At 69.3% G+C, this 22,422-nt stretch carries 17 protein-coding genes and 5 pseudogenes; 11 read left to right on the top strand and 11 right to left on the bottom strand.

Annotated elements, in window-relative coordinates:
* Positions 1-201: 201 nt before the first annotated feature.
* The 4 genes and pseudogenes from OG702_RS06925 to OG702_RS06910 all read left to right on the top strand — a co-directional run.
* Positions 202-282, top strand: a pseudogene (locus OG702_RS06925) (transposase); the annotation flags it as partial.
* Between the two features lie 242 nt (positions 283-524).
* Positions 525-1,072: pseudogene (locus OG702_RS06920) on the top strand (transposase); the annotation flags it as partial.
* A 291-nt stretch (positions 1,073-1,363) separates the two neighbouring features.
* Entirely contained in the window at positions 1,364-1,678 is a 315-nt protein-coding gene (locus OG702_RS06915) for a trypco2 family protein (RefSeq protein ID WP_327287976.1), read from the top strand.
* Between the two features lie 7 nt (positions 1,679-1,685).
* Positions 1,686-6,635, top strand: coding sequence for a serine protease (locus OG702_RS06910; RefSeq protein WP_327287975.1), 4,950 nt, complete (start codon positions 1,686-1,688; stop codon positions 6,633-6,635).
* A gap of 31 nt (positions 6,636-6,666) precedes the next feature.
* On the opposite strand, the gene OG702_RS06905 is transcribed toward OG702_RS06910, so the two are convergent.
* Both OG702_RS06905 and OG702_RS06900 read right to left on the bottom strand, forming a co-directional pair.
* Positions 6,667-7,038: a hypothetical protein gene (locus tag OG702_RS06905; protein WP_327287974.1), complete on the bottom strand. Its 372-nt coding sequence runs from the start codon at positions 7,036-7,038 to the stop codon at positions 6,667-6,669.
* 509 nt (positions 7,039-7,547) lie between these two features.
* Positions 7,548-7,655, bottom strand: a pseudogene (locus OG702_RS06900) (integrase core domain-containing protein); the annotation flags it as partial.
* A 157-nt stretch (positions 7,656-7,812) separates the two neighbouring features.
* On the opposite strand from OG702_RS06900, the gene OG702_RS06895 reads away from it, so the two are divergent.
* The 3 genes from OG702_RS06895 to OG702_RS06885 all read left to right on the top strand — a co-directional run bounded on the left by OG702_RS06895 (position 7,813) and on the right by OG702_RS06885 (position 9,841).
* Entirely contained in the window at positions 7,813-8,460 is a 648-nt protein-coding gene (locus OG702_RS06895) for a hypothetical protein (RefSeq protein ID WP_327287973.1), read from the top strand.
* A 231-nt stretch (positions 8,461-8,691) separates the two neighbouring features.
* Positions 8,692-9,102, top strand: coding sequence for a hypothetical protein (locus OG702_RS06890; protein WP_327287972.1), 411 nt, complete (start codon positions 8,692-8,694; stop codon positions 9,100-9,102).
* 577 nt (positions 9,103-9,679) lie between these two features.
* Positions 9,680-9,841, top strand: coding sequence for a hypothetical protein (locus OG702_RS06885; RefSeq protein ID WP_327287971.1), 162 nt, complete (start codon positions 9,680-9,682; stop codon positions 9,839-9,841).
* A 162-nt stretch (positions 9,842-10,003) separates the two neighbouring features.
* On the opposite strand, the gene OG702_RS06880 is transcribed toward OG702_RS06885, so the two are convergent.
* Together OG702_RS06880 and OG702_RS06875 are read right to left on the bottom strand one after the other, a co-directional pair.
* The gene (locus OG702_RS06880; RefSeq protein WP_327293111.1) at positions 10,004-10,534 is read right to left on the bottom strand and encodes an MFS transporter; all 531 of its coding nucleotides are present in this window, start codon (positions 10,532-10,534) and stop codon (positions 10,004-10,006) included.
* Positions 10,477-11,259, bottom strand: coding sequence for an MFS transporter (locus OG702_RS06875; RefSeq protein WP_327287970.1), 783 nt, complete (start codon positions 11,257-11,259; stop codon positions 10,477-10,479). Before OG702_RS06875 ends, OG702_RS06880 begins: the two co-directional genes overlap by 58 nt.
* A gap of 100 nt (positions 11,260-11,359) precedes the next feature.
* On the opposite strand from OG702_RS06875, the gene OG702_RS06870 reads away from it, so the two are divergent.
* The 4 genes and pseudogenes from OG702_RS06870 to OG702_RS06855 form a co-directional block, all read left to right on the top strand.
* Positions 11,360-11,932 carry a TetR/AcrR family transcriptional regulator gene (locus OG702_RS06870; protein WP_327287969.1) on the top strand — a complete coding sequence of 191 codons (573 nt, stop codon included), beginning with the start codon at positions 11,360-11,362 and terminating at the stop codon, positions 11,930-11,932.
* Between the two features lie 245 nt (positions 11,933-12,177).
* A pseudogene (locus OG702_RS06865) lies at positions 12,178-12,318 on the top strand (IS5/IS1182 family transposase); the annotation flags it as partial.
* A gap of 88 nt (positions 12,319-12,406) precedes the next feature.
* Positions 12,407-13,483 carry an integrase core domain-containing protein gene (locus OG702_RS06860; protein ID WP_327287968.1) on the top strand — a complete coding sequence of 359 codons (1,077 nt, stop codon included), beginning with the start codon at positions 12,407-12,409 and terminating at the stop codon, positions 13,481-13,483.
* A gap of 98 nt (positions 13,484-13,581) precedes the next feature.
* Positions 13,582-13,696, top strand: a pseudogene (locus OG702_RS06855) (IS5/IS1182 family transposase); the annotation flags it as partial.
* 230 nt (positions 13,697-13,926) lie between these two features.
* Here the strand turns inward: OG702_RS06855 and OG702_RS06850 are convergent.
* The 7 genes from OG702_RS06850 to OG702_RS06820 form a co-directional block, all read right to left on the bottom strand.
* Positions 13,927-14,946, bottom strand: a complete 1,020-nt coding sequence (locus OG702_RS06850) for a LacI family DNA-binding transcriptional regulator (protein ID WP_327287967.1) — start codon at positions 14,944-14,946, stop codon at positions 13,927-13,929.
* Between the two features lie 37 nt (positions 14,947-14,983).
* Positions 14,984-17,260 (bottom strand): alpha-xylosidase, encoded by a 2,277-nt coding sequence (gene yicI / locus OG702_RS06845; RefSeq protein ID WP_327287966.1) that lies wholly within the window; start codon positions 17,258-17,260, stop codon positions 14,984-14,986.
* A gap of 82 nt (positions 17,261-17,342) precedes the next feature.
* Positions 17,343-18,164, bottom strand: a complete 822-nt coding sequence (locus tag OG702_RS06840; RefSeq protein ID WP_327287965.1) for a carbohydrate ABC transporter permease — start codon at positions 18,162-18,164, stop codon at positions 17,343-17,345.
* Complete coding sequence (locus OG702_RS06835; RefSeq protein WP_327287964.1) at positions 18,161-19,090, bottom strand: carbohydrate ABC transporter permease; 930 nt, start codon at positions 19,088-19,090, stop codon at positions 18,161-18,163. Before OG702_RS06835 ends, OG702_RS06840 begins: the two co-directional genes overlap by 4 nt.
* Positions 19,087-20,382, bottom strand: coding sequence for an ABC transporter substrate-binding protein (locus OG702_RS06830; protein WP_327287963.1), 1,296 nt, complete (start codon positions 20,380-20,382; stop codon positions 19,087-19,089). Before OG702_RS06830 ends, OG702_RS06835 begins: the two co-directional genes overlap by 4 nt.
* Before the next feature lie 443 nt (positions 20,383-20,825).
* A complete protein-coding gene (locus OG702_RS06825) occupies positions 20,826-21,479 on the bottom strand; it encodes an IS3 family transposase (RefSeq protein ID WP_327293110.1) in 654 nt (217 codons plus the stop codon).
* Between the two features lie 35 nt (positions 21,480-21,514).
* Positions 21,515-22,417: an IS3 family transposase gene (locus OG702_RS06820; protein WP_327287962.1), complete on the bottom strand. Its 903-nt coding sequence runs from the start codon at positions 22,415-22,417 to the stop codon at positions 21,515-21,517.
* Positions 22,418-22,422 lie beyond the last annotated feature (5 nt).

Below are 22,422 nucleotides of genomic sequence, written 5' to 3'. Positions count from 1 at the left end.
AACCGGAACCACCCATATGGTGAGCATACGGTGAGCGAGGCGTGGGTGAAGGGAATAGGCGCGTGCTGCGATGCGGCCTTTCTGACACCTGGAAAGCGGCGATCGGATCCGAAAAGGCCTCTTTCGCCAGCGGGGAGGACGGTGGCGTGATCACCGGCAGGTGATCGATGCGATCGCGTCCAAGCACCGCACGGGACGCCGTGGACGGACCTGCCCGAACGCTTCGGCTCCTGGAAGGGCGCCCACAATCGCATGCGCGAGTGGGCCGCCGACGGGACCTGGGAGAAGGTCTTCACCGCCCTGCTCGGCCGGGCCGACACCGAAGGTGGCCTCGACCGGGTCGTTGCCGCAGCCCGCAGCCCGCAGCCCGCAGCCCGCCGACCAGGCCGCCAATCGCAAACGCCGCGGCAGCCACGGCGGCAGACCCCTGGCCTTCGACCGCGACGCCTAAACAGCGCTACACCGTCGAACGCTGCATCAGCAGACTCAAGCAAGGGTTCGGCCTGGCCACCCGGTGTGACAGCATCCGCCCCACCGCAGGATCCTGCTGGGCGCCGCGGAACCGACCCCAGAGGATCCCGGCGACCTACCACCGCACCCACGGCGTCACCTACTTCCACGGCTGCTACTCCATCGGCAACGACACACTGTGGGGCGTCAATCGTCGGCACAAGGGCGCCGCGCAGTCCCTGGCCGCGCTGAAGTCGATCCGCGCTATCCGACCCGACGGCGCCCCCATCTGCGTGATCATGGACAACCTGTCCGCCCACAAGGGCACCAAGATCCGCGCCTGGGCGGAGAATCACCGCGTCGAACTGTGTTTACCCCGACCAACGCCTCCTGGGCCAACCCGATAGAGGCCCACTTCGGGCCCCTGCGACAGTTCACCCTGGCCAACTCCCACCACCCGAACCACACGGTTCAGACCCGCACACTGCAGGCATATCTACGCTGGCGTAACGCCAACCCCCGTCATCCCGACGTCCTCACAGCCCAGCGACGAGAACGCGCCCGCATCGGCAGCGAGAAGGGCATGCGCTGGGGAGGACGCCCCATTCCCGTCGCAGCATGACCCGCAACCCGGTGGACCTATGCGTCCACAGCACTAGCGGGCTCGATGGGGGCGGTGCTCGTTGTAGTGCCGTTCGTAGGTGGTGCCGTTGTGGGCGCCCGTTGGTCCATCCGGTCTTCCGCACCCGGCTGACTGCATTGTCGGCCGTGGTGTTCGCCGCCCTCCGCGGTGTGCCGGTGGTCCGCCCGGCGGGCGCTTGCCGGTGCGCCCCGATGCGTGCCCGCCGCCCGTGCCTGACGTGCCGAGTTCAGTATCATGCCCAGACGAATCGCCCCGCCTTGGAGGTGCCGCGTGATCGAACTGTCTGTACTGATAGGCCAGTTGCGGGCAGAGCTGACTCGGGCGATGGTCGAAGGGCAGGGCAGTGAGCTGCGGTTCGCTCTGGGGGAAGTGGAGCTGGAGCTCATGCTGGCCGTCGAGCGTGACGCGGGAGTGAACGGCAGAGTGCGGTTCTGGGTGGCGGAGGGCGGAGGCGAGGCGAAGGTGGCAGACAGCGCCACGCAGCGGATCCGGCTCACGTTGGAGCCGCAACTGGTGGCGGACAACGCCGAGGGCCCGCCGACCCGCTTGGTGATCTCCGGTACCGAAGAGGACGGGGAGCGCTGACGCAGGCATGTCGGGACTGCGGCCCGAGCGGGCGGCTGAGATCATCGCCAAGCAGCCCGACGGCACGGTCGTCCGCGGGTCGGGGTATCTCGTCGCCACCGGGCTGGTGCTGACGGCGGGGCATGCGGTGCGGGACGCCGTCGCCGTGAAGGTGCGGTTCGAGGCGGACCGCCCGACCGAGTTCACGGCGCCGGGGCAGGTGGTCTGGCTCAGCCGCGGCCGCAGCGACGCCGCGCTCTTGGCGCTCGACTCGGAATCAGCTGACGGCGCGCGCAGTGACGAACCGGTGCTGTTCGGGACGCTGCCCGAAGACGATGCCGAGTTGCCCGGCAGCGCGCTCGGCTTCCCCTGGTTCAAGCTGCAAAAAGACCCCGCGGACGGCTCGTGGTGGCGGGATGCGTCCCATGTGCACGGGTGGCTGCCTGCGCTGTCCAACCGTCGCGGCGGCACCCTGCAGTTCCGGGTGCCGCCGCCCGAACGGCATCCGGATCCGCTGAGATCGCCCTGGGAGGGTATGTCGGGCGCGGCCGTCTGGTCGCAGGACCGTGTCGTCGGCATCGTCATCGCGCACCATCCCCGCGAGGGGCTGGGCTCGTTGACGGTCAGCCGCGCCGACTCCTGGGGCGCAGACAGCGCCCTGGAACGGGACGGTGACAGCGCCGGCGCTGTCGACGAGCGGCGGGCCAGGGCGCTGCGGCAGGCAGGGCTGGACCGGCCTCCCGACCTGGTCGGGCCCGGCGACAGCCACCGGGTGACGGCCGGCTACCTGGCCGAGATCCGCTCCTTCGCGCCGCAACGTCTGCTCGACCGGGAGCATGAACTCGCCGAACTGGCCCGGTTTGCCGAACGGTCCGACGGCTACTGGTGGTGGCAGGCCCCACCCTGGCACGGGAAGACCGCACTGGCCGCATGGTTCGCGGCCCATCCGCCGCCGGCGGTCGCCGTGGCCGCCCACTTCGTAACGCGGCGGATCGGCGGGCACGGCGACAGCGACGGCTTCGCACGATCCATGGCGGAGCAGTTGGCGGCGATCGCCCAGGAGACAGCGGTGTTCGGTACCGCCGCAGGCGCGCCGACACGGGAGTTCCACCGTCTACTGGACGCCGCCGCACGGCGGCAGCGTCGCCACGGGCGCCGGCTATTGCTGGTCGTCGACGGACTGGACGAGGACGAGGTGGCCGGCGGACCGTACCAGCGCCCCAGCATCGCCTCGCTCCTGCCCCGGCACCTCCCGGACGGTGTGTCGGCGCTCATCACCAGCCGGTTCCTCCCCGCCCTACCGCTGGACGTGCCCGGCGACCACCCACTGCGCGCAGGTACCCCACGGGCGCTGGCCGGTTCCGCCCACGCGGGCCAGTTGCGCTCCGAAGCCGAGTACGAGCTCGGCGGACTGCTGGACCACACCGGCCCGTGCCGGGACCTGGCCGGGCTGCTGGTCGCCACCGGCGGCGGACTCGACCAGGACGAGCTGGCAGAGCTCATGGCGACCACCGCCGACCGTGTCGCGGCACTGCTGTCCGGGGATTTCGGCCGTATCCTCTCCGTGCGCGAGACCACTGTCTTCCACGACGGGATCCCCGCGCCGCGCCGGGAGCGCTTCTTCGCCCACGACACGCTGCGGGCCACCGCGCTCGAGCGGCTCGCCGCGGACCTGCCCCGCCACCGGGAGAGTGTCGCCCGGTGGGCCGCCTCGTACCGGGACCGCCACTGGCCTGACGGCACCCCACACTACCTTCTGACCGGATACGGGCAGTTGGTGCTGGCGGAGGGCGAACCGGACGCCGTCGCACGGGTCCTGGCCGACACCGCACGGCACGACCGGATGTCGGCCGTCCTGCTCGGGGACGGCCCCGCCATCGCAGAGCTCGCCGCCGCCCGCCGCCTGCTGGCGGAGCGGGCCGGGACGCTTCCCGGGACCGTGCTGCGACTGGCCACCGCGCACCACCGCCTGACGGGGCGCTCATCAGGATGGGACAACAGTGGCCTGGCCCTGCTTCGCGGCAGGCTCGGACAGGTCGGCCGAGCCCGGGTACTGGTCGAGGCGATGCCGGAAGGCCCGCCCAGGATCCGCGCGCTCGCCCGGCTGGCGGCTGCCCTTGTCGACGAACACCCCCGGCACGCGCGGGAATTGGCGCGGCACGCCGCCGACCTGATGTTCGCAAAAGTGCTGCCCGCGCTGTACCCGTCGGCCTACGTGGAAACCGCCGTGCAGATCGGCCGTACCCTGCTGCGTCTCGACGTACCCGAAGGCGTAGCCCGCCTGCACCAGGCCTTGGCTCTGGTGGCGGAAGAACAGACCACCGGATCGGACGCAAGCCAGGACAGTCCGCGGACGCGCTTGATCGGCAGCGCACTCGGCGACCTGGCCGAGGCTTTCGGTTCGGCCGGGGACGAGGACGGCGTTCGCGCTGTCTGGTCCGCGGCTCGGGGCGTCCGCCAGGGCCGATCCATAGCAGAGCGGGCCATGACCGGGGCGGTGGGCGACGGGCACGGTCGCGGGGAGTCCCTCCTGGGGCAGGCGGCGCACCAGCCGGACACCGGCCCTTCGCCGGACCCCGCCTTCCTGGCCGATCTGCGGGCCGCGCTGCCACCCGCGCTGGCCGCAGCCGGTCACACCGACGACGCCTGGCGCGCGTTGGAAGACGTGGCGCGCGGCCGGCGGGACGAGGCCCTGGCCGGCATGCGCGAAGCATTCGCCACGGCCGGCCGGACCGAGCAGGCACTGCGCGCGGCACGGGCCGTCGGCGAAGCCGCCGCCCGCCGGCAAGCCCTGCTGGGTCAGGCCCAGGCCATGCCGGACGCCACAACGGGCCTACAGGTAGTGGGGGAAGCCTGCCCGCACCCGCTGGACGGGGCGGCGTGGCCGTGCGGGGGCGCGTGCGCGGCCCTCCGCGTCCGGGCACTCGGCAAGCTCGGGCGCTGGGAGGAAGCCCGATCCGCGGTCCGGTCGGCCGAGGCCACCCCCTTCAGAACCGAGGTACGCCGACAGCTGCTCACCGCCCTCGCCCAGGCCGGCTGCTGGGCAAGGGCCGAGGAGGTGCTGGCCCGCTACCGTGCCGAGGAAGAACCCGAAGCCTGGCTCCACCCCGCGCTCACCCTGATGTGTGTCGGCGACACGGCCGGCGACCCGCGGGCCGTCCGGCTCGCCGAGGACCTGCTGGCCCTGCCGCGACCGCTCGCCCAAGAGGACAAGGTCCGGCTGGACCAGCTGGCGACGCCGGTGCTCGCCCGCCGGGGTCGCTGGACCGAACTGGCGGCCTACTACGAAAGCGAGCCGGACTCCTGGTCCCGGGACATGTCCCTGCTGGCCGGTGCCGCCCGCAGCGTGGTCGAGGACATCGCGGTAGTTCTCGAATCCCGCCCCGACCGGGTCGAGGAGGCGCTGGAGCTGTTCGCGCCCCTCTTCAGCGGCTACTCCTGGCAGGAGGCGCTCGCGTCGGCCAGTGCCGAGCGCGGACAGTGGCTCACGGCTGCCAGGATGGCCCGGGGCATCGGCGACCCGCACCGGCGGCGCACAGCTCTGACCAGGATGGCGGCGGCGATCGCCGGCACGCGGCACGAGATGGCCGCCCGGCTGGCCGACGAAGCCGAGGCCATCGTGGCGATGCCCGGCACCGGTGGCCCGGCAAGCCTCGTCGCCGGGCGGCAGCAGATACTGTTGGCCTTCGCCGAGGCGTTGGCAGAGCACCAGCCGGCCTTCGCGGCGGGAGTGGCCGAGGAGGTCGTCAGGCGGGAGCCCACGGACGGTCGCCCCGAGGCAGCCGAGACCGCCCGCCGAGCCGCGACCGTCCTGGCCCGTACCGGCAGGACCGACAGCGCGCTCGCGGCCATGGCCGGTCACCACGACCGCCGGTGGCAGGAACACGGCCTGGCCGCGCTGGTCACCGGGGCAATCTCCGCAGGCCGGCCCGACACCGCCAAGCGGCTGGTCACGGAAGCCCTTCACGCCGGGAGTTCCGCAGCCGTCCCCGAATGCATCGCCGCTCTTGCCGGAGCCGGCCTCTTCGACGACGCCCGCACCCAGGAATTGCGCAGCGAAGCGCTGGGCTGGGCCGCCGGGCAGTGGCCGGATGAGGAGATCCGCAGCCTGGTCGGTATTCTGAGGCACTGCCCGACTTCCGACGGACGTACGGCTGGCGCAGTGGCCGAGGCGATGAGGACCGCCCTCGACGACTTATCGGCGCTCTCCTCGGCGGGTTCGGGGCGCCTCCTCACCATGAGCACGCTGTGCGCGGCCGGGCTGGAACCGTTTGACCGGGCCGCCGCCGCTGATTGCGCCCGCCGTGCCCTGGCTGCCGCAATGCTCCTCCCACCTGCCTTCACCGCCCCCTCCCCCGCAAGCGACGTCGCTACCGCCACGGCCGTCCTCTGCCGTACGGGGAACCTGCGGTCCGTCACAACGGCGCTGAGGCCCCCTGCGACGCAGTCCGGCTCGGAAGCCGGTGTGGAGTACGACGACGCAGGCGACGTACGCCTGGTCCTGCTGGCCGGGGTCGCGGCCGGCACGGTCGGTGCCGCCCCGGACTGGGCCTACGCCCGTGCCCGGGAAGCGGCATGCCGGCTGAGCGGCTACCGGGGGGCGATGGGCCTGCCGCGAGGGCTGCCGCCGAACCCAGTGATCCGGACCGAACCGGTGCTCGACTGCGTGTCGGCGACCGTCCAGGCCCTTGCCGCCGTCGGCGACCTGTCGGCCGCCCGGGAGTCGCTGGACGCGATCGAGAGCCCGTCGCAACGCGAACGCGTCGCAGCAAGCGCCGCACACGCGCTGGCCACCGCTGACGCAGCGGCAGAGGCCCAGGACGACGGAATCCGTGCCGCCGCCCGCTGGTCCCTCCTGCACGTGCTGGCCGGTGACCACTGGTACGAAGCCCTCGGCCTGGTCGCGGCACAGGAACCCGACGCGCTGACCGCAGCCTTCGCTGTGCTGCCGGAAGCACCGCCAGCGCCGGCCGAGTGACCGCCTCGGCAGCGGCCTCCGGCCCGCTCGCTCACCCGGTCGGACCGTCCTCGTTGTCGAGCAGCTCGCCGTCCGGCCCGTAGACGAAGACGTGGACTCCCCAGTCGCCCGAGTGGTCGGGATAGTGGATGACGAGGGTCTGCCAGTACCGCTCCGGGTCATAGGCGAGAAGCGTGCTCGTCACCTCCCCCTGGTAGCCCGTGGCGGTACCGCCCGCACCCTTGGCGTCCGTGTAGTAGGAGGCCCACTTGATGGTGCATGTGCGGCCCAGCAGTCCCGTGAGTTCGATGGAGACCTTCATGTCGAAGTAGGCGGAATTGCGGGTGTCCCGGCCCACGTTATCGATCGCGACGATCTGCCCGGACACGGCCGGTGTCGTCGGCGTCTCGACCAGAGTGGTCACTTCCGGCGTGGTGGGCTCCGCCGACGGCGAACTCGACGAAGAGCTGTGATAAATGAAGGCAGTGATCACCGATACAAGGCCGGTTGCCACGAAGTAACCCAGGAAGTTGTTACCGCCGCCGGAGGCAGGGGTCCTGCCCGCACCGCTGCTGTCGCTCCGGCCGCCGCCGTTCCCGCCTTGTCCCGTGCCGCTCGGGCTGCCAGCCACTCGACCACCCCCAGTCATCAGCGGCCCCGCCGGTTCCGTTCTCAGGTTACAAGACTATGTGACACATGATCAGGTGAAAGGCTGCGCTTGGGCATCAGATGTGGGCCGCGGCAGCGGTCCCTTCAGGGCGTCGCAAGCCTGCCGGGGACGGGACTGCAAATCGTTCGGCCCTGTCTCACGTTTCGGTGGTGACGGAACGTAGTGATGGTCGTTGACCTGTGTGGTGGTGGATGTCAACGCCCTTGTGCAGACGATCTTTTCGGTCTGTCCGATGTGCGGGGTGTCGTCGGGGCAGGTGCCCGACTGTACGGTTCTTCGAACTCCCGTAGCGCTAGCAGCAGGTGCCGCTGGCTCCAGATCAAGGTGCGGTCAAGCAATTCGCGCCGACAGGTCTGCATCCACCGTTCCACGTCGCGGTGCCGGCGCAGGACCGTGTCCGGCCGAGCCAACAACCGCATTTCGCGCAGCACTGAGCTTGACTCTGTCGGTGATCTTGCTGTTTCCCGGTGCGCCAGCGTGACCATGGGGCATGGTCGGGTTGTTTCGTAGGCCGATGTCGTTGTCGAGGTGTCCGTTGTCGCTCTGTCCCGTTCCGGTGAGCAGGTTCCGTCTCTGACCGCGCAGGTCGCGCGGGCGAGCAATCCGGTTGGTACGACGGCGATGCGGGTGAGGGACCGGCTGGACGGGCTGTGGTGCGACGAGGACTTCGCCGGCTGGTACCCGCGCGACGGGCTGTGGGGTGTCAAAAGTCCTGCAGGTGCTCTGACCCGGCCTCGCAGCTCGTCCTGGATTCTGTATCCCCCGGGTTGGGTTCTCCTCGGCGAGGCGCGGGATGAGGGCGGTGAGTTCCTCGGAGATCTGTGGGCGTCCGATCCAGACCGGTTTCTGCTTCCGTTTGCATCGGAGCAGGCGGCGGTGCCAGGACAGGTGGGTGCCCGGGGTGACGAGGCGGTGGCGGCGCAGGTTGCTTGGGAGGTGTCGGGCGAGGGCGGACAGCACCGCGCGATCCGGCCACGTCAGGCGTGGCCGGCTGCCGAGTTGCCGACGCAACACCGCGACCTCGTGGCGCTGTACGAGGAGCTCAACGTTCGTGGCGTTCTCCGACCGCGACAGCAACACGAGCAGGCCGAGCCGCCGGACGAAGACCAGGTAGAGCACGCGCAACGCCATGCAGCCGGAGCACGTCATGATCACGTGAAATCGGGAAGAGCCTGATCAGAGGCCATGTGATCGTTTTAGCACCCCGCAGGGTAACCGGCTGGCAGTTACAGCTGGCTCGATCCGTGGGGCGTACGACGCCGAAATCGCGAACCACTGGTCGTACCGCTGAGCGCGTGATGGACTGGCTCCTCGCGGGTCGAGCCGCGCTGCCTTGGGGTTCTGACCCCCGTGGCCATTTGCACGTCCGCTTCCTGACGCGAGCCGGACTGGACGACAGGTCTGATCATGACCATCCCCCAAACACCCTACGAGAAGACCGGCAAGGGCTGCTTCTTCGTGGCGGTGGCCGTGATCGCCTTGTTCATCGTCACGCGCTGCACGATCGGGCATCATGTCGGACAGCGGAACGACGAGGAGAAAGACCGGGCGCACACCCAGTCCGTGGCGTTGGCCCGCAGCTTCGCGGCCGACCTGGCTGCGGCCAAGGGCCCGACGGTTGCCGCTCGGGCCGCCACGGCCGCAGGGCACCACAAGGAGATCGCCGTGCGTACGGTCAGGGGCCCGGCCGTCACCATCGAGATCGGCATGCAATATGGCAACTCGCTTCAGGGCGGCGACCTCAGCACCTGTTTCCGCGTGGTGCCACCGGCCGCCGGTCCGGCCGAGGTTGTTTGCCCGGTGAACCCGGCGCCGTAGCCTCTCGGAGCCTGTCCTTCCCGATTACCTCATCCGCCCTGGTGAGAGCCGATATCCGTGGTCACCGGGCTGCCGCTTCCGGGAGGGTGCCCCGGGCTCCAGCCGCGCTCGCGCACGCTGGCCGAGCCGCGCGGTTCCGCACGGAGGCCGCCGTACTGCACTGCTTCCTCGACGGCCCCGGCACCGTGTAGGACACGGCATCGGAATACGTCCGAAGCGACGCAGGAGCAGGGCTGGAAATCGGTACGGCCATCGCGTGATCATCAGAGGCTGTGCGGACTCCTGAGGATGGTGCGGTGGTCGCGGGTCATAGCAGTAGAAACTGCCCGCTGCGGGCGATGTTCGGCCAGGCTATGGCCCGCATTCACCGCTCGGGGAAACCAGACGTCCGCGCGAGCGGTGGAACAATTCCCGTATCGCCCGCAGCCCGGCACCGGGCTCGGCCCACAGGCAGGCACGTCACGGACGTTCGCTGCTCTGAACCTTGTGGCGTGGGCAGGCGGGTGGGAGTGAAGCTTCCCCGTGGACCCGGACACCTGGAGACTGGGACGTGAGGTTCCAGAGGAAGTAGAGCCAGGTGAGCAACAAGCAGGGCAAGAGGTACTCGGAGGAGTTCAAGCGGGACGCCGTGGCGTTGGCCAGCTCCTCCAGCTACAACCGCCGCCGGCTACGCAAGCACCCCGACTGGGGCTACCTGACCCCAAACGAGACCCGACAACGACACACCCTCGCCGTGTAAGAACGAGTGTCCGAGATCACAGGGGAACTTCAGAGGCGCGGAAGAACTGGAGTACCGCCAGGGGCATGGCAGGGAATGACATGGAAGATCCTTCGAGTCGGAGGTGGAGAGCACAGTGGTTCGAGACAGTCGCAGGGGCCCGCGTCACAGGCCGGTCGCCTCTCACCGGGCGAGTGGATCGGGCTGGGTCGAGCCGGGCAGAGCCGGAGTGCGGGCCTGCTGCCTGCGCGGACCGGCGAGGTACGCGGCGAGCGCGAGGAGAGCGAGAGCTCCCATGAGCGTGCACACCCCCAGCCAGCCCAGCTGGGCATAAGCGCGGATACCGAGCCAGCATCCGGCGCTGCCGCCGAGGAACGAGCAGGTCATGTACGCGGTGTTCAGCCGGCTGCGGGCCTGGGGGCGCAGCGCGAAGATGCGGGCCTGGTTCGCGACCTGGCTGCACCGCACCGCGATGTCGAGCAGCAACAGCCCGGCCACCAGGGCTGCCAGCCCGGTCCACGAGCCGCTCGCACCCCCGGCCAGGACGGCCGCCGCGGCAAATGTGGCAAGGATGCACCACAGGTTCACCCGGTCCGCGCCGTTCCGGTCCACCCACCGCCCAGCGGCCGGGGCGCAGAACATACTGGCCGCGCCGATCAACGCCAACACGCCCACCACCTGCGTGTCCAGGCCGTAGCGGGGACCGGTGACCAGCAGGGCCAGCGCGGTCCAGGCGGCACTGAAGCCACCGAAGAGGGTGGCCTGGAAGAGCGCGGAGCGCCGCAGGTCCGCTCAGTGCGCAGCATCCGCACGCTGGCTGCGAGCAGGGCGGTGTAGCGGTCTCGCACGGCCGGGGCGGCATCGGGCAAGGCGGCGTGGAGCACGATCGCCAGCAGCACGGTGAGCACGGCCGCGACCAGATACGGCGCGCGCCAGCCCAGTTGATCGCCGAGCGTGCCGCCGAAGCTGCGAGCCAGCAGGATCCCGCCGATCAGCCCGCCCTGCAGCGTCCCGATGACGGCGCCGCGCCGGTCGGCCGAGACCAGGCCCGCGGCCATGGGCAGCAGCAGCTGGGGAACCACAGTCGCCACCCCCACCACGGCACCGGCCGCGAGCAGGGCACCGGTGGCCGGGGCGAGAGCGGCAGCCAGGAGGGCCAGAGCGGTCACGGCAAGCAGCACGGTGATCAGGGGGCGGCGCGGGAGCCGGTCGCCGAGCGGGACCAGAAAGAAGATCCCGGCCGCGTACCCGAGCTGCGTCACGGTCGCCACGGTCGCGGCCGCATCCGCCGTGACACCGAAGCTGTCGGCGATGAGCGGCGCCAGGGCCTGCGGGAAGTAGACGTTCGCCACGCTGACCCCGCAGGCCAGTGCCATGACCAGCGGCAGCCGACGGGGCAGTGCCGGTGCGGAAGGCAGCGGCGGATCAGGGCAGGGCATCACAACTCCAAGCGAACGAACTAGATGGTTCGAATGATGGAGAGAGAGTTGCAGACGGCTCCGTGATCGGTCAAACGAACTGGTTCGTTACCATCGGTGCATGGCGTACGACTCGAACGCAACCAAAGAGCGGATCCTCGAGGCGGCGGCTGCGGAGTTCGCCCAGCACGGCGTGGCCGGCGCCCGCGTGGACCGCATTGCCGCACAGGCCAAGGCCAACAAGCGGGCCATCTACGAGTACTTCGGCGACAAGAACAAGCTCTTCGCCGCCGTCCTGGAACGCCTCATGGCCGACCTCGCCCAGGCCGTCCCGCCCGGCGACGAGGACCTACCCGCCTACGCCGAGCGGCTCTTCGACTACCACCGCGCCCACCCCGAAGCCCTGCGCCTGCTCATGTGGGAAGCGCTCGAACTCGGTGACCAGCCCGTCCCCGGGGAAAAGGCCCGCACCCAGCACTACGAGAACAAGGTCCGCGCCACCCAGACCGCCTCAGACGGCGAAGCCCGCGACCGGCTGTTCTTCACCCTCGGCCTGGTCGGCTGGAGCCTTGCCATGCCCCAGCTCCGCCGCATGATCCTCGGCCCCGCCCACACCCTCGAACAGCTCCGACCCGCCATCGCCGAAGCAGTCCGCGCCCTCCCCGGACACGGCGAAACCCCCCCGCAGAGCTGACGCCGCGCAGCCCGGGCTGCCACCGCCACGCCTCGCGCGCGCCGGGAAGAGTGTCCCGAGAATCCCACCACCCCTCAAAGCGCCCCTCAAGCTGCAGGAGTAGCTGGCCACCTAAGGGAGAAACGTGGCCATGAACTGAGCCTTTTCCAACCTGCGGATGCGGTGTGCAGTTGGGGTGACAACATGGCGAAGCCCCTGGTAGATGGGTTTTCGACCAAGAGAACCGTCTCCACCAGAGGCTTCGGATGCTTGTCTACCCGTCCGGCGTGGACGTGTCCAGCTCCACCCTCCGCTTCCTCGCCGAGCAACTGCGGCGGCGCCGCTGTGCGATCAGCTCCCGCTGGCGGAAGCTGAGTGCCGGCCGCCAAGCCCTCCTCGCATTCGCCCTGTCCCGCTCGGAAACACGATTCCGGGCGTGACCTGCAGGGTCTTCCTGCCGAGCGGAGTCCGTACAGCATCTGGGACGATGCCTCGATGGTGTTGTCGATCGTCACCGCGCTGGCCGGGAATCTGGTCATGGTGCCCGTCGCCGTGCTGCGCAGCCGCGTGGCCAAGGACGCGGAGGTGTTGGCGCTCCGGCACGAGAACGCGGTGCTGCGCCGTCAGATCGCGCGGGTCCACTACGAGCCAGCCGACCGGATCCGGCTGGCCACGCTCTCACGATTGGTCCCCCGCGGGCGATGGCGCGAGGTCTTCGCGGTCACACCGACCACGCCGCTGCGCTGGCACCGGGAGCTCGTCAAGCGGAAATGGACATTCGCCCAGCACCACGGTCGCCCCTCCACCGCGCCGAGCGTCAAGCGCCTCATCCTGCGCCAGGCCCGCGGGAACAGCGCCTGGGGTCATCGCCGGATACAGGGCGAACCCGCCCGCCTCGGCTTCCCGATCGCGCCCTCCACGGTCTGGGAGATCCTGCACGCTGCCGGCATCGACCCCGCCCCGCAGCGATCCGGCCCGACCTGGCACCAGTTCCTCCCCGCCCAGGCCCACGGACTCATTGCCGCCGACTTCCTGCACCTCGATACCGTTTCATGCAAGCGCCTCTACGTCCTGATCTTCATCGAGCACGGGACCCGGCGCCTCCACCTCGCCGGCATCACCGCCCATCCCACGGCCGAGTGGACCACCCAGCAGGCCAACCTCGCCATGACGCTGGGGTGCCGGATGGACTCACTGCGCTTCCTGCTCCGGGACCGCGACTCGAAGTACACCCGGTCCTTCGACGCCGTCTTCACGGCAGACGATGTGGAGATCCTGCTCAGCCCACCCCGGGCACCGAAAGCGAACGCCATCTGCGAACGAGTCGTCGGAACCCTGCGCCGTGAGATCCTCGACCGAATCCTCGTCTACAACGACGCCCACGCCCACACAGTGCCCACCGCCTACACCAGGCACTACGACCAGCACCGCCCCCACCAATCCCGGCACCAAATACCGCCAGACAGCACCGAACCGCCCACCCCGGCCACCGTCACCGACCTCAAAGCACACCGGATCCGGCGACAACCCGTCTGCAACGGCCTACTCAACCAGTATCACCACGCTGCCTGACCACCCAGCATCGCCGCAGCTCACAGGGCTGAATCGTATTTTCGAGCGGCACAGGCTCAAGTGTGCTGCTCGTGCAGCACGCGGTTGCTGCACGGCGGTTCGCCCGCATGAAGAACGGGAAGATCCTCCGCGACTGCCGCCTGAAAGGCGACGGCCTCCACCCAGGCCGTCCAGGCCGTCGCTACCATGTACAACCTCGCCATGGCAGGGTGAAACCAGCAGATCAACCAACACTGTTCCTGCCGAGAACCTCATCCACGCAGCTCACCGCCACTTCCAGCCATCACCGGGTGAGCACCGAGCGCGATCCACTTGAACGTGTTCAACGGACGGTCGGCCCAACGTGAAGTCGTTCAAAGAGGGCTGTCCTCTACCGGCGCTGCAGACCGCCGAAATGCCTGCTGACCTGTGTGGATGGCATTTTCGGCACCCACGGCGCCCCCCTACTCCTGCCGGGGGAGCGGGGGCGCGGCGGTCGTGCCCCGCGGGGTGAAGCAGACCGGCAGCACCGTGGACTCCGGCGCCTCGTGGCCCTGCAGCTTCGACATCAGCAGCCCCACCGCACGCCGGCCGATCTCGACGGAGGGGATGGACACCGACGTGATCGGGACCGGGGCGTGCTCGGCGATCTCGTCGGGGCAGATGGCGGCGACCGAGATGTCCTGCGGGATCCGCAGTCCCTGGGCCATGAGGGCTTCGATGAGCGGCTGGACGATCGGTTCGTTGTGCACCACGACGCCGGTCAGATCCGGCTGCTCCCGCACCAGCCGCTCGGCCATCGCCCGCGCCGCGATCGGGGTGTCGACACACGGCAGTACCGTCGAGCGCAGTCCGTTCCGGTCCGCGGCGGCGGTGAACCCCGCGGCCACCCGCCGGCCGAAGCCGGTCTCGCGGACGTAGACCTCCGGCGGTGATCCGACCAGCGCCACCCGGCGGTGCCCGAGCGCGGCCAGATGGTCCACGCATGCCTCGGCGGCCTGTTGGAAGTCCAGGTCGATACAGGTCAGGCCGGTTGGATCGGCGGGGAACCCGATCAGCACCGAGGGCGTGTCCAGGGTGCGCAACAGCGGCAGCCTGCGGTCGTCCAGTTCCACGTCCATGATGACGAACGCGTCCGCCATGGCGCTTCGGGCCACCCTGACGAGCCCCTCCTCACCCTCGCTCTGGGTGAGGAGGAGCACGTCGTGGTCGTGCTCCCGGGCCGCGGTGACCACCGAGGTGGCGAACTGCATCACCACCGGTACGTGGATCCCCTTGCGCAGCGGGAGCACCAGCGCGATCACCCGGGCCCGGCTGCTGGCCAGCGACCGGGCCCCGGCGTGCGGCCGGTAGCCGAGTTCGACGATGCTGCGCTCGACGCGCAGCCTCGTCTCGTCGGAGATCGGGCGCTTGCCGCTGAGCGCGTAGCTCACGGTGCTGGGGGAGACCCCGGCATGCCTGGCGACGTCAGTGATCTTGACCATGAGCTCCTTCGGTCGACGGCCCACTGTGCGACTCCCCTCACAAGCCGGACAGACCGATGGTGAGGCTACCTGTACCCGCATCGGCCCGGGCCGACGGCCCTCCCACCACTTCGACGCCCCACGGCAGTGACGGGTCGCTGCTGTCCGCCCGCAGCGCCGTGCCCTCGCGGACGACGGTGACCTCAGTCGCCGTCGAGCCGTCCGGGTGCGGGACGCGCACGGTGGTACGGGAGTCGTCCGCCGGCCGGAAGACCCGGACGGTCACGTCGTCGGCCCAGGTGCTGTCCGGGCGGTCGGTGCCCGCGCCGACCGGTACGGCGGCGCCAGGGCGGACCAGCAGCGGTACGCCGAGGTAGTCGTGCGTCTCGTGCACCCAGCGCGGACCGGTGACGGTCTCGCCGGTGGTGAAGTGGGTCCACGTGCCCTCGGGCACGTAGTAGGAGACCTCGCCGGTGGGCGAGAACACCGGTGCGACGAGCAGGTCGCCGCCCAGCATGTACTGCCGCTCCAGGTGGGCGCACGCGGGGTCGTCGGGGAACTCCAGCACCATCGCCCGCATCATCGGGACGCCCTCGGTGTGCGCCTGGTACGCCGCCTGGTAGAGGTATGGCATCAGGCTGAGCTTGAGGCGGGTGAAGTGGCGCAGCACGTCCACCGCCTCCTCGTCGAACAGCCACGGGACCCGGTAGGAGGACGAGCCGTGCAGGCGGCTGTGCGAGGAGAGCATGCCGAACGCGGTCCAGCGCTTGAACAGCCCCGCATCGGGAAGGCCCTCGAACCCGCCGATGTCATGGCTCCAGTAGCCGAAGCCGGACAGGCCGAGCGAGAGCCCGCCGCGCAGCGACTCGGCCATCGACTCCCAGGTGGACTCGCTGTCGCCGCCCCAGTGGACGGGGAACTGCTGGCCGCCGGCGGTCGCCGAGCGGGCGAACAGCACGGCGTCGCCCTTGCCGCGGTGCTTGCGCAGCACCTCGAAGACGGTCTTGTTGTAGAGGAACGTGTAGTAGTTGTGCATCCGCTCCGGGTCGGACCCGTCGAACCACTCGACGTCGGTGGGGATCCGCTCGCCGAAGTCGGTCTTGAAGCAGTCGACGCCCATCTCCAGCAGCGCTTCGAGCTTCCCGGCGTACCACGCGCATGCCTGCGCGTTGGTGAAGTCCACCAGCCCCATGCCGGGCTGCCACAGGTCCCACTGCCAGACCCCGCCGTCGGGCCGCTTCACCAGGTAGCCGGCCGCCTTGCCCTCGGCGAACAGCGGTGAGCGCTGGGCGATGTAGGGGTTGATCCACACCGAGATGTTCAGGCCGCGCTCCTTGAGTCTGCGCAGCATGCCCTCGGGGTCGGGGAACACCCGCGGGTCCCATGCGAAGTCGCACCAGTTGAACTCGCGCATCCAGAAGCAGTCGAAGTGGAAGACCGACAGCGGCAGGTCGCGCTCGGCCATCCCCTCGGTGAAGGAGGTGACCGTCTGCTCGTCGTACGAGGTGGTGAAGGACGTGGTGAGCCACAGGCCGAAGGACCAGGCCGGCGGCAGCGCGGGGCGACCGGTCAGCGCGGTGTACTTGCGCAGGATCTCCTTGGGCGAGGGCCCGTGGATGACGTAGTACTGGAGCTGCTGGCCCGCCACGCTGAACCCCACGCGGGAGACCTGCTCCGAGGCGACCTCGAAGGAGACCTTCCCCGGGTCGTCGACGAAGACGCCGTACCCCGCGTCGGTAAGGTAGAACGGGACGTTCTTGTAGGACTGCTCGCTGCTGGTGCCGCCGTCGGCGTTCCAGATGTCCACGGTCTGGCCGTTCTTGACCAGGGGGCCGAAGCGCTCGCCGAGCCCATAGACCGACGTGCCGACGCGCAGCCGCAGTTGCTCGCGGACGTAGTGGCCGCCCTCGGCCGTCTCCATGAAGCCCATGGCCTTGGCGTCGCTGCTGGTCAGCGTCCGGCCTCCGGCCCGGAAGTCCATCGTCCAGCCTTTGCGCAACCCCAAGTGCAGGCTCAGGTCCCCGCTGGTGAGGACCGCCTCGTCGGAGCCGACCGCGGCCACCGCCCCGTGCGCCGCCCCGGCCACCGCGAAGTGCGGTCCCCGGTCCTCGCCGCCGGCGAAGTGGGTGATCCGCACCCCGATGACGTCCGGCATCGGCGCGGTGCAGTCGATGGTCACCAGCGGCCCCTTGAGCAGGTCCCCCCGGTGCCGGACCGGCACGGTGGGGGCGTGGACGGTCAACGCGCCCTCGCCCACCGTGACATCGAGCACCCCGGCCGGGTACGCCGCCGACACCCCCTCGCGCAGCAGCCAGTATCCGTCGGTGAACTTCATCGTCGAGGCCTTTCACGGTGGGTGCGCCGGTGGGCGGCGGTGGTACAGGGGAGAGGGAGCGGCGGCCGGGTGCGCGAACGCGTCACTTGACCGAGCCCACGGCGATGCCGCGGGTCAACGTGCGCTGGAAGAGCAGGAAGAAGACCACCGCCGGCAGTGCGCCGAGCAGGCCGGCGGCGTTGGTCATCGTCGCGTCCATCAGCCGCTGGCCCTGCAGGACGCCGAGCGCGAGCGACACCGTCTGGTTGTCGTTCGACGGCAGCAGCACCAGGGGCAGCAGGAACTCGTTCCACGTCCAGATGAAGAAGAAGACCAGCAGGACACCGAGGGTGGAGCGGCTGACCGGCACCACGATCCGGTAGAGCACCTGCCAGCTGTTGGCGCCGTCGATCCGGGCGGCCTCGATGATCTCCTTGGGGAACGCGCCCAGGACCGAGGAGAGCAGGTAAGTGCCGAACGCCGATTGGATGACGGTGAAGACGATCACCAGGCTGAGCCGGGTGTCGTACAGGCCAGCCTGCTTGCTCAGATAGTACAGCGGATAGACCAGGGCTTCCTGTGGCAGCACGTTGGCCAGGACGAAGAAGGCCAGGATCCAGGTGCGGCCCTTGACCCTGCCGATGCCGATGGCGTACGCGTTGAGGACCGACAGCACGACGCCCAGCACCGCCACCGAACCGGAGATCACGGTGGAGTTGAGGAGCATCCGCCCGAAGTCCACCCGGTTCCAGAAGTCCTTCAGGCCGTCCAGGTAGATCCCGTGCGGCAGCGCGAGCGGGCCGTGGGTGGAGTAGTCGCCGGGCGACTTCAGCGCGTTGTTCAGCACGATCAGCAGCGGCAGCACCATGAGCACGGCCCCGACGACGATCGCTGCCAGCGCCGGGAAGCGCTTCACGGTGGTCATCGTTCGTCCTCCGCCTTGGCCTGGAAGCGCAGACCGACGACGGCCAGCGCCAGGATGATCAGCGTCATCACGGTCGCGATGGCGGATCCGTAGCCGACCTGGGTCTTCTCGAAGAACGTGGCGAACGAGAAGTAGGAGGGCACGTTGGTGGAATCGGCGGGCCCGCCCTTGGTCAGGACGTACACCGCGCCGAAGACCTTGAGCGCCGCGATGGTGCACCACAACATCACCACGTAGATCTCCGGGCGCAGTTGTGGCAGCGTCACATGCCAGAACCGCTGCCACCACGAGGTTCCGTCAAGCTCAGCGGCTTCGTGGAGGGCCGGATCGACCCGCTGCAGACCCGACATGAAGATCACGACCGGGAAGCCCAGTTGGACCCAGACCATCACGGCCATCACGCTGTAGAGCGCGAAGTTCGGATCACCGAGCCAGTCCTGCCGCAGCGAGCCCAGGCCGACCGCCTTCAGGGCCGCGTTGAGCGAGCCGCCCTCGGGGGCGAGGATCCAGCTCCAGACGATTCCGGCCACCGTGATCGGCAGCACCTGCGGGAGGTAGAAGCACGCCCGCAGCACGCTGGCCAGCTTGGACCCGAAGTGCTTGCCGACGAAGTCGAACAGCGCGGCCGCGACCACCAGCCCGACGGTGGTGGGGATCACCGACATGGCCAGGACCATGGCGAGGCTGTGCCGGAAGGACTCCCAGAACTGCGAATCCTCGAACAGCTGCCGGTAGTTGTCCAGGCCGGTCCACTTCGGCGAGCCGACCCCCTGCCAGTCGGTGAAGCTGTACCAGATGTTCATCGCGAACGGCAGCGCGATGACCGCCAGGAAGGCGAGGGCGCCCGGGACGAGGTACAGCGCGTACGTGTTGCGCGGGTGGCGCCGGCGGATCGGTGCCTGCCCGCGCTGCGAGCCGTAACTCATGACGTGGGAACACCCGCGTCATAGGCCTTCTGGAGCTGGTCGAGGACCTCGTCGGGCTTGGCGCTGCCGGTGATCAGCTTCTGCACGGCCGAGACCATCACGTCGTAGAAGCCCGGGACCGGCCAGTCGGGGTAGAAGGCGAGGCCGTCCGCGGCGGAGAGCTGGTTGAAGTTCTCGATCAGCTGCTTGGACGCCGGGTCGGTGATCGCCGAGGGGTCGGCCGCCACCGGGACGCCGCCGTTGTTCCCCAGCGTGTTCTGGATCTCCTTCTTCATCGTGATGTCGATGAAGTCGTAGGCCAGCTGTTTGTTCTTGGCGTTCTTCGGTACGACCCAGAGGTTGCCGCCCGAGCCGGGGGACATCGTTGCTCCGGGCCACAGGAAGGAGCCCCAGTTGAACTTGTTCTCCGTCTTGAAGCGCCCGTACCACCAGCTCCCCGAGAAGAAGATCGGGGCCTTGCCGTTGATGAAGGAGACGCCCGCGTCCTCGGCCTTGGTGCTGCTGGAGGTCTTGGCGATGTAGCCCTTGGAGACCCAGTCGGCGAAGGTGTCGGCCGCGTACGTCCAGGCCGGGTCGTGGAAGTCGGCCTTGCCCTTGTACAGCTCGAAGGCGTCGACCCACTTGCGGTCGGCCTTGGTCAGGGCCAGCTGGTAGAGGTACTGCTGGGCGGGGTACTCCGCTCCGGCGTTCGCCAGCGGCGTGATGCCCTTGGCCTTGAACGCGGCCAGCGCGGCGTTGAACTCGTCCGGCGTGGTGGGGACCTTGACGCCGTTCTTCTCGAAGAGGTCCTTGTTGTAGTACACCATCGTGTACTCGCCGAAGTTGGGGACGCCGTACCAATTGCCGGACCCCATCACGCCCTGGGCGTTGTACTGGCTCGTGGTCTTCACGCTCGGGCTGAGCAGCTTGTCCCAGCCGTACTTGGTGACCTGCGGGGTCAGGTCGGTCAACAGGCCCTGCTTGGCCAGCAGGCCGGCGGTCGCGTTGCCCTTGTTGTACTCCATGACGTCCGGGGCGTCGTTGGAGTTGAGGACCATCGAGGCGGTCTTCTGTATCTGTTCGAAGCCCTTCGCCTCGAACTCCACCTTGACACCGGGGTGCGTCTTCTTGAACTCGGCTATCGCCTGGTTCCAGGCGATACCCATGGCACTGTCGGGCCCCTCGTAGTGCCACAGCTTGAGTGTCTTGCCGTCGCCCTGCGATCCGCCGCCCGAGCTCCCGCAGGAGGTGAGGAGCAGGGTGCCCGTCAGGGCAAGGGCGGTCAGGGCTATCGGGCTGCGCGCCTTCAACATTGAAGGGACCTCCACCTGGGTCGGAAGGATGGCGAGATCGCATCGTCGAAGCGCTTCGACGATGCGCATCGAAGCGCTTCGACGGTGAACCATAGGAGGGTGGCAGGTTTAAGTCAACGGCCTTGACAAATCGGCCACCGAGTTCATGGCAGCGTTCCCACGGCGGCGGGGCGGCGGGGCGGCGGGGCGGCGGGGCGGTAGGTCGCGGCGGCCCGGTGGTCTTGCGGGTGCAGCGGTCCAATGTCACCGCGTGATCCGCACCGGCCGGCCGTCCGGGTCGATATGGGTTGGGCTTGATCCGCGTTGGCGGACATCCGAGATCAGGGGTTCTGCCCCGGGAGGATGTCCATCATGGAGAGCATGGGGAAGATGAAGTTCCCCCGTGATCTCGGACACTCGTTCTTACGCGGCGAGGGTGTGTCGTTGTCGGGTCTCGTTTGGGGTCAGGTAGCCCCAGTCGGGGTGCTTGCGTAGCCGGCGGCGGTTGTAGAAGGTCTCGATGTAGGAGAACACCGCGGCGCGGGCGGTGGCCCGGTCCGGGTACCGATCTCGGCCTTCAGGACTGCCCAGAAGCTCTCGGCGGCAGCGTTGTCGTAGCACGAGCCGGTGCGTCCGGTGCTCGCTCTCATGCCCGACCTGGCTATCTCGCTGCGGAATCGGGTTGAGGTGTATTCGCTGCCGCGGTCACTGTGCGCAATGCAACCGGGCTCCAGGCGGCCGCGTCCGTGGGCCATGTGCAGGGCGTCGACGACCAGGTCAGCGCGGTGGTGGTCGGCCATCGACCAGCCGACGACCTCGCGGGTGGCCAGGTCCAGCCAGCAGGCCAGGTAGAGCCAGCCCTGCCCGGTAGGCAGGTAGGTGATGTCGCCGACCAGGCGGGTTCCGGGCCGGGCCGCGGTGAAGTCACGGCCGATCAGGTCTGGTGCGGGCCGCGCCTGCTTGTCCGGGCGGGTCAGCGACCGACGGTGACGGCGGGTGATCCCGGCGATGCCTCGTTCGCGCATCAGCCGCTCGACACGCTTGCGGTTCACGCCGTGGCCCAGCCGCCGCAGCTCGGCGTGGACGCGCGGAACGCCGTAGGCGCCCCTGGAGGCCAGGTTGAAGTTCCCCCCTGATCTTGGACAGCGGATGCTTACGCTGCGGGGGTGAGGTCGTGCCGCAATCTAGCTCGGGTTTCGAGTGGGGTGAGGTACCCGAACTCGGGGTGCTTGCGGAGCCTGGTGCGGTTGTACTCGACTTCGATGAAGCAGAAGACGTCGGCTCGGGCCGCCTCACGGCTTTCCCAGACGGTGGTGCCGATCTCCGCTTTGAGCAGTCCGGAGAAACTCTCGGCTGCAGCATTATCATAGCATATGCCGGTTCGTCCCATACTCTGCCTCAGATTCAACTCCCTTATCACGGTGCGAAATTCGCCACTGGTGTACTCGCTGCCGCGGTCGGTGTGCATGATGCAGCCGGGCTGCAGGCCGCCGCGGCCGGCAGCCATGCGCAGGGCGTCGGTGACCAGTTCGGCGCGGTGGTGGTCGGCCATCGCATACCCGATCACCTCACGGGTCGCCAGGTCGATGACCGTGGCCAGGTACCACCAGCCCTCGACCGTGGGGAGATACGTGATGTCGCCCACCAGCTTCCGGCCTGGCTCGTATGCGGTGAAGTCGCGGCCGACCAGGTCCGGGGCAGGGGCTGCCTCGGTGTCCTGCTGCGTCAGGTAGCGGCGCCTGCGGCGGGTGACACCGCGAATGTCGCGCTCGCGCATGATCCGCTCGACCCTTTTCCTGTTGATCGCGAGGCCGCCCCGCCGCAGCTCCGCATGGACGCGCGGGGCGCCGTAGGCACCTCGCGAGGTGGCGTGGATCTCACGGATCCGGTCGGTCAACCCGTCTTCGGCGCACTGCCGTTCGGCGGCTGCGGGCCGTGAAGCGAGCCAGGCGTAGTAGGTGGAGCGGTGGAAGCTCAGCACTCGGCACAGCCGGGCGACGCTGTAGCCATCGGGGTTCTCCTCGGTGGCCTTCTCCGCATCGATGAAGCGGCACACAGCGC

Source organism: Streptomyces sp. NBC_01198 (genome assembly GCF_036010485.1).
Lineage (GTDB): Bacteria > Actinomycetota > Actinomycetes > Streptomycetales > Streptomycetaceae > Actinacidiphila.
Note: the sequence above shows the minus strand (reverse complement) of the source record. Positions and strands in the feature narration are given on the sequence as shown.